Here is a 14,365-nt window from a genome sequence, read left to right as displayed (position 1 = left end):
ATTGCAGTCTAGTGCCTACGCCAAACAGCAGTAAGCTGAATCATCCGACTCACGGGAAGAATTTTTCACCCTAACTCACAAAATTATTTGCTTTTCTACCATACTCTTTTTAGTTAGAAAGTCGTTAGGAACAACAAGAGGAATTCGTTATGGCTCATATTACTGAAGTCGTGCCCAACGATACTGAACTTGAGGCAATGACCACACCAAGAAACAGCAAAGCCGCCGAGGCAATGCAGCATAGACGCGAAGTCAAAAAGCGTTTAGAAGACTACCTCGAGCGGGCGGAGTTAAAACGTGCATTAGGAGATGACGATTTTTTCTAGCCAATTCTATCTCGCTATCTAGTGGTCAAAATGATGGGATGATGATCTCAGTCGGTGATCATTTGTTTCGAACTCACTGAGTTTTGGCCCACTAAAATCGAATATCTCACCCAGTCAATAATGCTGGGTGTTACTCTGCTTTAGCTCACTAACCTCCAGATTTAATATCGCGTCATCACGGTCATTTTTACCACTCTTGTCAGCTTGAGTTTTGATTAACAAGCATTCAGCCTTAGCACACTCAAATAACTCATCGCTGTCATGTTTTGCTCCAATCAATCTATTTCTATATCAAGAACAAAGCAGCTTGAATGCCATATCAATAAAATATTATTAAACAGATGGTTACTTATTTATGTCCCATAGACATAGCGCTAGAATTGTAACAAGTACACCAAAATGATTCACAAAATCGATAACAGCTAATTTATTTAATCGGTATATTTCCTCCGCTAGCCTGCGAATCAATATGAATAAATGAGGTTTAAGGCTATGATTAGCCACATCTCTCTCGCTGAAATTACCTGCAGGATATACGGGAATGTCTGAGTCGTTAGCCCAATATCAACAAGATCTACGCCGTTTTTCCGATGAATTAATTCGCATTCAAACGCCAATAAAAATCTTAGATGCCATTAAATGGCCGCGGGAAATGGAGGAACGTTTTCTCTCCAATAAGGGCACGGTACTTCCGGCTATCAAGCAAGAGTTCTATCAAAACATTGCTTTACCTTTTGATCCTGTTAAAACCCAAGCTGAGCTAGCCTCCCTAAAGCAGGACATCCATAGACGTTTGGGTAAACGAGACAAACTCGGCAAAATATTAGTGGCAAACGTCGATCAGTATCGCCTTGTCATCGATATGTTGGGGAACAGAGGCACGCCAACCTTTGGTAAGCTCAGCCAAGAATTGTACGGCAGTGCTAGCCATAAACTGCATGGCGATCGCCATACCTTGCGCCAGTTAGGTGATAAACTCAGCTACATTTTCTCGTTGCCCGCGGCGAGGCACATGAATAAACATCACCCTAAAATTATTAGCGCGCCAGAAGCGGTTAACGTGCTCAGCCAACGTTTAGAAAAATACTTCCATAGCGATGATATGCGTGTACGCCTTAGTGACGGTATCGTCTCTGACGCTGCAGTCGGTGGCGATACCGTTAAGCTCAATAGCAAAGCAATGTTCAGCGAATCGGATCTTAATGTATATGAAGTTCACGAAGGTTGGGTGCATGTCGGCACAACGCTAAACGGCCGAGCTCAACCCCACGCCACTTGGCTCAGTGTCGGTTCTCCGCGCGTAGCAGCAACCCAAGAAGGTCTAGCCGTTTTACTGGAAATGCTGACGCTAAGCTCAAATCCAGGACGGGCTCGGCGAATTAGTGACCGTGTTGCCGCGGTCGATATGGCTGAAAATGGTGCTGACTTTATAGAGGTATTCAATTATTTCAGAGGATTGAATCTAAGTGCGACAGACAGTTACCGTGTCACCCAAAGGGTTTTCCGTGGGGGTATGGTGGAAGGCGGCAGTTTCTTCACTAAGGATATTTCCTATGTGCGTGGCTATGTGGAAAACATTAACTTTATCCGCAGCGCCATAACCTCAGGCCTTCCTGAACTCATCCCTATGCTATTCCTCGGTAAATTGGCGATCGAAGATATCCCCGTGTTATACCAAGCTTGCCAAGAGGGCATTCTGACTACGCCTAAATATCTACCGCCCATGTTTGATAACTTTAGTGGCCTTTATGCTTGGTTTGGTTTTGCATCAGGTTTAGCAGGAATCGATTTGAAAGGTGTACAGCGCCATTTCACACGCTTATTTAAAGACGTACCGAATGTCGTCCCCGCCTTTGAGTTACTCGATGATACTGAATTTGACAACAACTCGGACTAATACAGTAACCTGATTGATTTAAAATAAAAAAGCTCACAACTATGTGAGCTTTTTTATAAAACTAAACGCTAATCTTCGATAGAAAAACCTTCACCATTACATTCAAAATACAACTCACAGGCAGGATAACTCGCTTTGCCACACGTGTAGAAGATAATGGCATTTCCACCCAACTTTTTAACTTGTACTTTCAAATCTTTTTTAAGATCGTCCAAATTGACGTGTTCAGCAGGATAAATTTGAGTACTGCAAAATGTGGTGGAGACTTCACCTAAGCTCATAAACTTGTGCCTGGACATTTCTGCCTGAGAATACACTTCAACAGTACCGGCGACTGCATTATTTAAAGCAACAGCACCCGCATTGGTGCGAAATGTCACGCCATTACACGCTGTCAGTAATAAGCAAAAAACGATTACACACAGACTTTTATTTAGCATCATTTAAATTCCATTTTATTAGTCACTTAACTTTTAATAAATAATCTATAAGCTTGATTTTGCGGCTTCCTCTGCATGCTGACGAATAAAGTATAACCACGTTAAAGCAAGAACTACAGGGCTTAATAGTGGCTAAAAAGGAGGCCATCAACACATTAAACGGATTCACATTCTTATCTTTATCAGGAATACGGCTAGACCAGAGTAACTTAAAGCTTATGCCTAACTTTAGAGAGGAAATTAATCTCAGTCAGAGGGAAAGAAACAAACCAACGCCTAAGATCATCACCAAGTATAGATGCGCCCTAGACAAAGCCATTAATCAGGCCAACAAACTCCGTAATCGCTTCCATTCAAACCTGGTGATTGCTTGTTATTGTCATAGCTTGATTGACTAGGTCGGATCAGGGCTTGGCCTAACGAACACGACATATCAATGTCGCCAATTTAACATGCAAACCTCAAATTGCAACCAATTGCAACTAATTGAAACTAATTGCAAACAATTAAAGTTCTAAATCATGCCTGAATTTATCTGAAATTGATTGGCAAGCAGAGTTATTACCGAGCAGTGAGATATTGATTTACAAAACAAATAAAACTCCCTGCATTGATGATGCAAGGAGTCTATCGAGCGGAGTTTCGCGAGTAATGATAATAAACTTAAGCTGGCTTCCACACTAACTGCGGCAGTGCATTTAAATCCAATCGGTCACCCTGGGTCACGATTGCTATAGCCTTTGGTTTAGTCTGAGGATCTTGGTTAATCACATCGACTAATCCATGCTGCGCCTCGGGTTCTCCATGGACTAAAATTAACGGCGGCTGGCCTTCAAAATGGTGATACCAACGTAATAACTCTGCTTGATCCGCATGGGCTGAAAGTCCACCCACTGTGTGTAACTTAGCCGCGACTTTAATGCTGTTACCATGAATAGACAGTTCCTCAGCGCCATCGACGAGGGCACGCCCCGGTGTTCCAAGCGCTTGATAACCACAAATAATCACATCACATTCTGGGCGCCATAAATTATGCTCTAAGTGGCTACGAATACGTCCACCGTTACACATGCCGCTCCCTGCGATAATGATCAATCCCTTATGCACATCGTTCAGCGCTATCGACTCTTCGGTCGTTTGGATAAATTCGACATTCGACAACAGCGGATGCTGCCCAGGATGTTGGCGGGTAAAGCGTTTAAAGTCCTCATCCATCAGCGGATAATTATTAACGTAGACGCGTGTCGCCTCAATTGCCATCGGGCTGTCTAGGCAGATTTTCCAACGGCCGAGATCCCATTCTTTAGCATATAAATGAAATAGATATAATAACTCCTGTGCTCGTCCAACCGAAAAAGCGGGGAGCAATATATTGCCTTGGCTCTCGTTGACTGTCTTAGCAAAAATGGCTTTCAACTCGGCTAAGGTATCCGTCCAACTGCGGTGAAAACGATTGCCATAGGTGCTTTCCATTAAGACTAAATCTGCCGAATCCACTAAGGTAGGATTACGTAAAATCGGCATACCTGCACGGCCAAGATCGCCACTGAAGACGATTTTCTTCTGGGATTTGCCCTCACCTAACCATAACTCGACTAAGGCGGAACCTAAAATATGCCCTGCATCTGAGAGGCAAATATCCACATGGGGAATAACCCTAGTCACTTGACCATATTCCAATGGTACAAATTGGGTTATCGCGAGTTCAGCATCTTCAACGGTGAATAGCGGTTCTAGGGGGGCAAGATCATGTTTAGCACGCTTTTTATTGACTCTTTCGGTATCGCGGGTCTGCAGCATAGCCGCATCTTTGAGCATGATGGCGCACAGCTCTGCCGTGGCTTTATGGGTGTAGATAGGCCCATCAAAACCCGCTTTGACTAAGAGTGGTAAACGCCCAGAATGATCAATATGGGCATGGCTAAGCACGACAGCAGAAATAGACTCAGGATCAAATGCGAAGGGATCATGATTACGCAACTCATCAGATTTACCGCCTTGGATCAAACCACAGTCGAGCAATAAGTGTTCATGATCAACCGAGAGTAAATGACACGAACCCGTCACTTCCTCTGTCGCCCCTAAAAACTGCAATGTCATTCGCATGGTGTCCCTCCAAGGTGTTTATCTCATATAAAGATAGACTATGCCCTTATCCCTAAAACAAAAAGGATTAATTAGTCACGTGCGAGCAATGTCAACTTTAGCTGTAATGCTTAGTCATCAATAACCTAACAATGGGTACAACTGACCTTGACGTACCGTTTTGCCAGCGTTAGCAATAGTGCCATCGCGCAGCCATTGTTCGAGCAAGATCTGCAAAGGCTGCTTGACCTCTGCGGCCGTCATTCCAGCGCTAATACTTGGGCTATAGAGTAATTTAAGCAAAATGAAATCGAGCCCGGTAAGTAAGTCCTGCGGGGTTTTGTCGTTAAAGATGGAGGGAAATACTTTCTCTGAATCATTGGGTAAACCAAGCACTTGGGCAATCTCTTCCACTACGCAAGCCACTAATTTACCGTGCATTTTGGCTTGATCTACAGGAATAATAATCCAAGCACGTTCAATCTCTTGCCGTGAATTGAGAGCAAACTTTGCCATACACACAGAGCCATGGACATTTTTCGCCGAGCTCGGTCCCATTAAGCGCATCACCTCACTTGCCCATAGGGATTGACGGGTAAAAACTAAGTGCAGATTCGCCTCAGAGAGCGTATCTACCCGTTGAATATCGAGGCCGGTAATCTGGCCTAAGTGTGTTAAGTGCATCAACACTAATTGAGTGTGCAGCGCCTTATCACCCACTTGATGCTCAATAAACACTCGTACCGGTATGCGCCACTTACGCACGCTATGTTTAGCAAGGTCATGCTCATTTTGTAGGGCGACTTCACTAAATGCTTGGGTGATATAAGCGGAGTTTTTCCAATCCGTAGCGGGCGTTAATACTTGGGTTAATCTGGGAGATGTTTGAGCAGCAAACAAAGGCAAAGCGAATAAACTTAGCGCTAGAAAAAGCCCTAAACGAAACAGACGTGCAGTAAAAAATAACCAACTGTAGAAACGTGTTAATACCCTAAGCCACTTTTGCATTGGCACTCATCCCGCAACTTGACGAGGTCACTGAATCAAAATCATAGCAGTGATACTGATAAAAGAAGTCGAAATCTGCAAACAATCTCCTACGACATAGACTTAATAAACTCGCCCAGATAATGCAATGCCGACTAAACCGTAGCCAATAAAACCCCATAATAAAATTACTACACAAAGAATCAATGCATTGTTTTTAAACACATTATATTTAACGATCATTAATCGTATACTGATGATATTACACCACCATTGCCAAGGATTCAGGATGACAATGGTGTGCATTTTTAGCTTAAGCGCTTTCTAACGAGCATAATCCGTGCAACTATTCAGCGAGCTCTAGTCCCTTAACCACCCCTCAACTTCATCGCGCGTCGGTACTGAGCCGCTATGTACGAGCTCACCATCGATCACTACCGCTGGAGTTTTCATCACTTTAAATTTCAATAGGCTTTGAGGATCTGTGTCCTTTTTTACAATAACATCCACACCCATTTCTTCTGATATGTCCGCAATCATCTCAGCGGTTTTGCTACATTTAGCGCAACCACTGCCTAATACTTTGACTTGTTTCATATTACTTCCTCAACGAACTGTGCTGCAAAATTAAAAATCTCAACCTACTGTCATACTCGCAGCCACATATAGCAAGGTAAATTTCCAGCCAAGCAAACTCATAGACAAGAGTATGGCAACATCTATAGCTCAATTCAGGCCACAATAAGATAACTGCATTATTAGTTGCATTGCATTGATTGCTATTAATTTCTATATATAAATATAAACAAACATTTATAAACCATCTGTTATAAACACTACAAAAAACTAAACTAGTACAGCCTAGTTTTTCATAAAATCACAATACTCTAGTTAAGTTCACGACTCACAAAAAATAATCTTGATAACACAACAAATATTAATATAGCCTAAATTAGACGCTTGGTGAATACAGCTAAAACAGGCAATATTTTACTTGATTATTATTTAGATATTTCCCCGTCATCATTTATCCACACATCTCGTGACCCATATCACTTATTACAACATTTAAGATTGATCCTACATCACTAAACACTAGTATCTGCTATGTTGCGGCTGCAACACGATTTATCAACATATTATAACAATACGGAAACCTCCCTATGACCTGGACCCAAACATACACGCCACTCGGTAGCTTGTGGCTAACCGCAATGGTTGCTTTACTGCCTATTGTGTTTTTCTTCCTAGCCTTAACTGTGTTAAAACTTAAAGGCTATATCGCTGGGGCATTAACCTTATTAATTGCCTTAGCAGTCGCGATACTCGCCTACAAAATGCCTATTAGTATCGCGCTTGCTTCTGCTATATATGGTTTTAGTTATGGGCTATGGCCAATTGCTTGGATTATTATTACCGCAGTATTTTTATATAAAATCACCGTTAAAACAGGTCAATTTGAGGTTATTCGCTCGTCAGTCATCTCAGTCACGGAAGATCAACGATTACAAATGCTATTGGTTGGCTTTTCATTTGGAGCCTTCCTCGAAGGTGCTGCTGGTTTTGGTGCACCTGTTGCTATTACAGCTGCGTTACTTGTCGGGCTTGGATTCAATCCATTGTATGCAGCAGGACTTTGTTTAATCGCAAACACGGCACCCGTCGCCTTTGGAGCTATGGGTATCCCAATTATCGTAGCAGGTCAGGTTTCATCACTAGACCCATTCCATATTGGACAACTCGCTGGCCGTCAGTTGCCAATTTTATCGATTATTGTCCCCTTCTGGCTCATCGCAATGATGGATGGCATCAGGGGAATACGTCAAACTTGGCCCGCAACATTAGTAGCAGGCGTTTCATTTGCGATTACCCAATTTTTAACCTCAAACTTTATCGGCCCCGAATTACCCGATATTACTTCAGCGTTAGTCAGTCTAATTTGTTTAACGTTATTTCTAAAGGTCTGGCAACCAAAAGAAATATTCACTTTCTCAGGAATGAAACAAAGAGTTACTACCCCTAAATCTACTTTTTCTAATAGCCAGATATTTAAAGCATGGTCTCCCTTTATTATTCTCACAGCGATTGTAACCCTGTGGAGTCTTAAAGATGTACAACTGGCATTAAGTTTTGCCACTATCAGTATTGAAGTACCTTACTTACATAATATCGTTATCAAAAGTGCACCTATTGTCGCTAAGGAAACCCCTTATGCAGCAATATATAAACTTAATTTATTAGGCGCTGTTGGAACAGCCATTTTAATCGCAGCAATGATCTCAATTGTAGTCCTTAAAATGTCAGTAAGTAATGCACTGACATCCTTTAAAGACACTTTAATTGAATTAAAATTCCCGATATTGTCGATTGGATTAGTATTAGCATTTGCCTTTGTCGCTAACTATTCAGGTCTATCTTCAACCTTAGCACTCGTGCTCGCTGGCACTGGCGTAGCATTCCCCTTCTTCTCACCATTCTTAGGTTGGTTAGGTGTGTTTTTAACAGGTTCAGACACCTCATCAAATGCCCTATTTGGCGCGCTGCAAGCCAATACAGCAAACCAAATAGGTGTAACACCGGAGTTATTAGTCGCCGCAAACACTACGGGAGGAGTAACGGGCAAAATGATTTCGCCACAATCTATTGCCGTTGCTTGCGCTGCAACGGGATTGGCGGGTAAAGAATCAGATCTTTTCCGCTTTACGCTAAAGCACAGTCTATTTTTCTGTACTTTCATTGGCGTGATCACAGTACTCCAAGCATACGTAGTCCCTTGGACATTAGTGTTTTTCACTAAATAAAGCGATATCTAAGATATATTAAAAGCCGAGTGATAAACCACTCGGCTTTTTAGATTGAAATGGATATAAAACTCACTCTGCGATGAAGTTCGAATGGGTTCAATTAAGCAAAGTAGCAAGGCAGCTTTATTAATCCCAGTGAAGTAATACAATCAAAGTCCAGATTGTCATTCTTGTCGTAGATAACTACTCGGTACATTGATGACAAATGCAACTTAAGCCAGCCACTTCACCTTGTCCTTACTAATACACCCTTTAGCACTAAAGAGTTAAAGTGCAATGGTTCCAGCTGCGGCCATTAGTCACTTGCAGTATCAATGACTTCTATTCGGATGGCGGTCTAAATACAGGCTCGATATAGCTAATCAACACTGCAAGCTCCTAATCATTTATCTCATGGTTAAACAATGATTTGGTGATAGGTTTCCACATGGTATGACTCGACTAATTCGGGCATAACTTGGTGGAAATAGTGTTGAATTGCATCTTTAGCGCAGTGCTCATCAAAGGCGGCAATATCGACAAACTTCTCTACAAACGTCACGCGGCGTGGTTCATCACGGCTCACATTGAGTTCGTAACGAATACAACCCGCTTCGCGGCGCGTATCGGGAATAAGGCTCGCGAGCGCAGCTATTAGTGCTTCGGTTTTGCCCTCTTTAGCCAGAAAACTCGCCACGCAGGCAATTTGCTGTTGATTGATTTTATAGTCCGTTGAAGTCGACATCTCAGTTCCTTATTGGCTTAATGTTGAATGTTTATGTGCCAAGCTTTTGTTGATCGCTTATGTTGATAATTGATGTAGATAACTCATATTGATAGCCGCTTATGCTGATTGGTAGCGCATATCTAAATGGGGAATACCATCTTCTAAATACATCTCAGAGCAGGCGACAAAGCCGAGTTTTTGATAGAAAGCTTTGAGGTAATCTTGAGCACCGATTTGGATCCCCGCATCGGGCCAAGTCGTCAGTGCCGATTCAATGGCGTGCTGCATTAAAGGCATGGCTAGCCCTTTGCCTCGTCCCGCTGGCGATACCACCACACGACCGATACTCGCCTCTGGATAACTCAATCCCGGCGGCAAAATACGCGCGTAGGCAAGCAGTTCCTCGTCTGACGATAAGCCGAATAAATGCTGGGTTTCTGGGTGCCTATCCTTATCGTCAAGCTCTGGATACGCACAGGCCTGCTCTACCACAAACACATCGACTCTTAACTTCAATATGTCATATAGGGTATTGGCATTTAATTGATTAAATGTAAGATTTTGCCACTGCAAACGATATCCCTCTGTAAATCATCGAAAAAGAGCTTTGAGTCTACCACAGCATAAAGACCATAAAAAAGCGCCTTAATCCGCGAGGACTAAGGCGCAAAGCTGTTGCGAAAACCAATAGATCTGGGGAAATCTATGGCGACAACAGGATAACGAAAAACGTTATTACTCGACCATGGCATCGTGGGCCACAGGCCCAGTCGGTTTACGGATCAGCAACACTGCGAATACGGCGATGAGTAGCAGAGCGCCCATGATGTAAAACACATCGTTATAGGCCTGAATATAAGCTTGCTGACTCATGGTTTTGCCCAGCAAAGCTTTCGCCTGCGCGGCGGCGGTATAGGGATCTGAACCTCCCGCCTGCAACATACTTGCGCTTTGGGTTAAATAATCCTGTGCTTGCGTGCTCACTGTGGGTAAAGATTCCTTAATATGAGCCAAATGCCCGCGCGACAAAGTGTCAGTCAGGGTCGCCACCAGCGCGATACCAAAAGCGCCACCTAAGTTACGCATCACGTTTAATACCGTCGATGCCGAGGCATTTTCATGGGGTTTTAAATGCATAGTAGCAAGCATTCCAATTGGCACCAGAATAAAAGGCTGACCTAATGCCCGCACTACTTGCGAAGCGATCATCTGCGGTCCGGCATAATCTGCGGTCATCTGGCTATTCATGTAATAGCTAATGGCGAACATTAAAAAGCCAAAGGCAGCGAGATAACGACTATCGAAGCGCTCCATCAATTTCGGCACTAAGGGCAAGACCAATAGCTGCGGAAATCCCATCCACATAATCACACCACCAATTTCTAACGGTGTGTAATCATGGACTTGTGATAGGTAAAGCGGGATCAAATAAATAGCACCGAATAATGCCATGCCCAGTAAAAAATACGCCACGGTGGAGAGCACAAAATCACGCTTACCGAGCAGGCGCAAATTCACTAACGGCTGTTTACGCCTTAACTGGATCCAAACAAATAACACCAGATTCACGACGGCAATAATGGCCAGATTACGAATGAGCTCCGAGCCAAACCAGTCCTTGCGGTTACCCTCTTCGAGCACCACTTCAAGGCAACCCATACCCAACGCCATAGTGACTATGCCCGCCAGATCGACATTCTTCAGCTTATCCCAAACGACCGACTGCTTCTCTAAACCGTAGGCCAACATGGCCATCACCAACAAGCCCGGTGGCACGTTGATATAAAACAGATAATGCCAGCTAAATTGCTCGGTCAACCAACCGCCTAAGGTCGGGCCGATTGAAGGCGCAAAGGTCGCCGTCACGCCAAATAACGCCATGCCGACGGCACGCTTGTTATCGGGTAAAAACTCAAGAATAAGCCTAAAGGCTAACGGAATCAGTGCACCACCAAAGAAGCCCTGTAGCGCCCGAAAGGCGATCATGGCCTCTAAGTTCCACGCGATTGAGCAAAGCACAGAAGCAAAGATAAAAGCAGCCGTGGTCCATAACAGATAACGCCTGACCGACAATCCCGTACTGAGCCAGCCAGAGAGCGGGATCGCGATCATTTCAGCCACCAGATACGCGGTTGAAATCCAGCTGCCTTCTTCGAGCGTTGCCCCAAGGCTGCCTTGAATCTCCTTCATCGATGCATTGGTGATTTGAATATCGAGGATCGCCATAAAGGCGCCGATCAAACCACCAAATACCGCAATCCATGAACGGCGACTGCCACGCTCATAATCGATAGGCTTTCTAGGTACACTGATGCCCTGCGCCTCCATATCGGCAGACGCAGTGATAGAGCCAGTTGCGCTCATACTAACGACCTGTATTTGCAGCGATTGCCGATATTGCAGTACCCGACGCCGTATCCACTTTCACGACCGCACTTAAGCCCGGTAGCATGCGTGTTTCTGCCTCAGACAAATCTAAGCGAATACGCACGGGAATACGCTGGACGATTTTAGTGAAATTACCTGTAGCGTTTTCCGCTGGCAATAGACTAAATTTGGCTCCGGACGCCGGTGACAGACTATCGATAACACCTATAAAGGTTTTGTCGGGAAACGCATCGAGACTGACCTGCACCGACTGTCCTGGTTGCATATGTTGGATCTGGGTCTCTTTAAAGTTCGCAGTAATCCACACTGCCCCATCCGGAACCAAACTGTAGAGTGCTTGGCCGGGTTGCACATACTGCCCCACCATAGCGCCACGTTTACCAATCACCCCTGAAAAAGGTGCGGTCACGCGGGTATCATTTAATTGAATTTTCGCCAGTTCTAAAGTCGCATCGGCCTGCTCTACTACTGAGCCCGCCTGATCTAATTGGGCATTAAAAACTGCTAACTCCCGTTGCTTTGCCACTAGCACGGCTTGAGCTTCATCGAGACGGGCGGCGGCAGAATCGAATCCCGCTTGTAGTTGGTCGACATCATCTTGGGAGCTGTAATTACTGACTTTAAGCTTTTTTGAACGGCTCAATTGTTGCTGCGCCCGTATTTTATCGGCCTTTGCCGCCACCACGCCTGCGCTGGCTTGAGTGATTAACGCCCGTTGCAACTCCACCTTTGCAGCTAAGGTTTGCAAGTCCGCCTTCGCACTCGCCTGTGAGGCTTCGGCTTGACTCACTTTGGCACTAAACTGGTTATCTTCTAGCTGAGCTAATAACTCACCCTTTTGCACATGCTGGTTATCGGTTACATCGCTTAACACAACGTAGCCAGGCACTTTCACGCTGATATGGGAAATATCGGCCTCAACATAAGCGTTATCCGTGGTTTCGATAAAACGTACCTGTGTCCACCAGTAATAACCGCCTCCTGCAACTGCAGCGAGTAACAGTGGAACGGCGATAATGAGTTTACTTTTGGACATGAATGACTCCTTGATTAGTGATATCTAGTGTACTACTGTCTCACTAAGTTTATTAGTCAGTAAAAAATCAACCCACTGTTTCACAGGTGTAACAATGATGGATCTCAATCGCGTGCAAATTTTCGCTCAAGTGGTCGAACAAGGTAGCTTTACTGGCGCAGCTAAAGCCCTTGGGCTCACTAAGGCAACCGTCAGTCGCAAGATAGCCGAGCTCGAAGCCGATACCGGCACACAACTGCTGTTTCGCACCACGAGAGCCCTAAAACTCACCGAAGCAGGATCGAGTTATTACAATAGGATCAATAAGATCCTCAGCGATCTGCAGAGCGCCGAAAATCAACTCAGCGCCCAACAGCAATTGATTAAAGGCAATCTAAAAATTGTCTGCCCAATTGAATTAGGCCAATTGTTTTTAGGGCCGATTTTCGCGCAGTTTTTAACGCTTTATCCCGAAATCACCATAGAGGCTGAACTCACCAATCGAAAGGTTGATGTGATAGAAGAAGGCATCGATCTGTTATTTCAAATTGCCGATTCTGGCGACACTCGTCTGCAAAGCTATGCCTTAGTCAACGCCCATAAATCGCTTATGGCAAGCCCAGCTTATTTAGCTGCCCATGGAACGCCCAAGGTGCCACAGGACTTAGCCAAACATAAAGCGATTCGCTTGCAGTCGGCGCATATCGAAGGTGCGTGGAAATTATTCGATGGTAAAACTTGGATTGTCGCCGAGCCCAAGACTCAACTGACGGTAAACAATGTCACCCTCGCTCGCGAGGCCGCCATTGCGGGGCTTGGGATCACAGCGGTGCCATCCATCATAGCCCAAGTCGCATTAGAAAAAGGCGATTTAATCCCGCTACTAGATGACTATCCAATGGTGCAAACTAAGGTAGTGCTTAGCTATCCACAGCGGGCGTATCTACCGCGAAAATACCGCGTCTTTATCGAATTCATCTATAGCTCCCTATTTAAACGTTGGGGATCGCAAGTCTTAGAAGTCCCTGATTTTATCGGCCATGCCGATCTAGATGAATAAATCGAATACCCCAAACAGTAACAATTGTTACTTTGTAAAGTGTAAATCATTGCCTTGAGGATAAATCCTCTATGTCAGAATTGCCTTAATCCATAAGCCCCTATAAGCTTGGCAAGGTAACAGGCTGCAAAAGACCTTAGGTTTTCCTGATACAGTTTGCACAATAAAATTTAACATTTAATCTCAATTTTGGAGGAAACCTAATGAGCTTAATTAAAGAGTTCAAGGCTTTTGCGTCCCGTGGCAATGTGATCGACATGGCCGTTGGTATCATCATAGGTGCCGCATTCGGCAAAATCGTCTCGTCCTTCGTGGCCGATGTCATCATGCCACCGATTGGTATCATCCTAGGTGGTGTGAATTTTAGTGATTTGAGCATAGTGCTACAGGCAGCTCAAGGTGATGCGCCTTCTGTGGTCATTGCCTATGGCAAATTCATTCAGACTATTATCGACTTTACGATTATCGCCTTCGCCATTTTTATGGGTTTAAAAGCCATTAACACCCTAAAACGCAAGGAAGAAGATGCGCCTAAAGCGCCACCAGCACCGACCAAAGAAGAAGAGTTGCTGTCTGAAATCCGCGATCTATTGAAAGCTCAACAAGAAAAATAATCTCAAACTTAAGTGTCACGCATAAAAAACCCATCTCTAGAGA

At 44.3% G+C, this 14,365-nt stretch carries 13 protein-coding genes and 1 pseudogene; 5 read left to right on the top strand and 9 right to left on the bottom strand.

All coding sequences use genetic code 11. The features are described from left to right. Positions 1-149 precede the first annotated feature (149 nt). Together HGO26_RS19495 and HGO26_RS19490 are read left to right on the top strand one after the other, a co-directional pair. A complete protein-coding gene (locus HGO26_RS19495; protein WP_006079984.1) occupies positions 150-326 on the top strand; it encodes a PA3496 family putative envelope integrity protein in 177 nt (58 codons plus the stop codon). Between the two features lie 541 nt (positions 327-867). Continuing rightward, a complete protein-coding gene (locus HGO26_RS19490; RefSeq protein ID WP_131523937.1) occupies positions 868-2,223 on the top strand; it encodes a flavohemoglobin expression-modulating QEGLA motif protein in 1,356 nt (451 codons plus the stop codon). Positions 2,224-2,291: 68 nt separating this feature from the next. Here HGO26_RS19490 and HGO26_RS19485 read toward each other — a convergent pair whose 3' ends face one another. The 5 genes and pseudogenes from HGO26_RS19485 to HGO26_RS19465 all read right to left on the bottom strand — a co-directional run bounded on the left by HGO26_RS19485 (position 2,292) and on the right by HGO26_RS19465 (position 6,332). Continuing rightward, on the bottom strand, positions 2,292-2,666 hold the full coding sequence (locus HGO26_RS19485) for a hypothetical protein (RefSeq protein ID WP_247651595.1): 375 nt from the start codon (positions 2,664-2,666) through the stop codon (positions 2,292-2,294). A gap of 121 nt (positions 2,667-2,787) precedes the next feature. Beyond that, positions 2,788-3,016: pseudogene (locus HGO26_RS22405) on the bottom strand (sodium:alanine symporter family protein); the annotation flags it as partial. A 310-nt stretch (positions 3,017-3,326) separates the two neighbouring features. Further along, positions 3,327-4,769, bottom strand: a complete 1,443-nt coding sequence (locus HGO26_RS19475; RefSeq protein WP_168827320.1) for an MBL fold metallo-hydrolase RNA specificity domain-containing protein — start codon at positions 4,767-4,769, stop codon at positions 3,327-3,329. Between the two features lie 117 nt (positions 4,770-4,886). Beyond that, positions 4,887-5,756 (bottom strand): DUF2927 domain-containing protein, encoded by an 870-nt coding sequence (locus HGO26_RS19470; RefSeq protein ID WP_168827318.1) that lies wholly within the window; start codon positions 5,754-5,756, stop codon positions 4,887-4,889. A 339-nt stretch (positions 5,757-6,095) separates the two neighbouring features. After that, positions 6,096-6,332, bottom strand: coding sequence for a thioredoxin family protein (locus HGO26_RS19465; protein WP_113939188.1), 237 nt, complete (start codon positions 6,330-6,332; stop codon positions 6,096-6,098). A gap of 566 nt (positions 6,333-6,898) precedes the next feature. Here HGO26_RS19465 and HGO26_RS19460 point away from each other — a divergent pair. Next, entirely contained in the window at positions 6,899-8,536 is a 1,638-nt protein-coding gene (locus tag HGO26_RS19460; RefSeq protein ID WP_168827316.1) for a lactate permease LctP family transporter, read from the top strand. A gap of 400 nt (positions 8,537-8,936) precedes the next feature. On the opposite strand, the gene HGO26_RS19455 is transcribed toward HGO26_RS19460, so the two are convergent. The 4 genes from HGO26_RS19455 to HGO26_RS19440 form a co-directional block, all read right to left on the bottom strand. Next, positions 8,937-9,263, bottom strand: coding sequence for a putative quinol monooxygenase (locus HGO26_RS19455; protein ID WP_028761825.1), 327 nt, complete (start codon positions 9,261-9,263; stop codon positions 8,937-8,939). Positions 9,264-9,362: 99 nt separating this feature from the next. After that, positions 9,363-9,818, bottom strand: coding sequence for a GNAT family N-acetyltransferase (locus HGO26_RS19450; RefSeq protein WP_168827314.1), 456 nt, complete (start codon positions 9,816-9,818; stop codon positions 9,363-9,365). 162 nt (positions 9,819-9,980) lie between these two features. Beyond that, positions 9,981-11,609 (bottom strand): DHA2 family efflux MFS transporter permease subunit, encoded by a 1,629-nt coding sequence (locus HGO26_RS19445; protein WP_168827312.1) that lies wholly within the window; start codon positions 11,607-11,609, stop codon positions 9,981-9,983. Position 11,610: 1 nt separating this feature from the next. Beyond that, positions 11,611-12,669: an HlyD family secretion protein gene (locus HGO26_RS19440; RefSeq protein ID WP_168827310.1), complete on the bottom strand. Its 1,059-nt coding sequence runs from the start codon at positions 12,667-12,669 to the stop codon at positions 11,611-11,613. Between the two features lie 94 nt (positions 12,670-12,763). Between HGO26_RS19440 and HGO26_RS19435 the strand changes: the two genes are divergently transcribed. Then, positions 12,764-13,708, top strand: coding sequence for a LysR family transcriptional regulator (locus HGO26_RS19435; protein ID WP_168827308.1), 945 nt, complete (start codon positions 12,764-12,766; stop codon positions 13,706-13,708). Between the two features lie 203 nt (positions 13,709-13,911). Continuing rightward, positions 13,912-14,322: a large-conductance mechanosensitive channel protein MscL gene (gene mscL / locus HGO26_RS19430; RefSeq protein WP_105250328.1), complete on the top strand. Its 411-nt coding sequence runs from the start codon at positions 13,912-13,914 to the stop codon at positions 14,320-14,322. Positions 14,323-14,365: the final 43 nt, after the last annotated feature.

It is taken from the genome of Shewanella oncorhynchi (genome assembly GCF_012584455.1).
Lineage (GTDB): Bacteria > Pseudomonadota > Gammaproteobacteria > Enterobacterales > Shewanellaceae > Shewanella > Shewanella oncorhynchi.
This window is presented reverse-complemented; position numbering and strand designations above follow the sequence as displayed.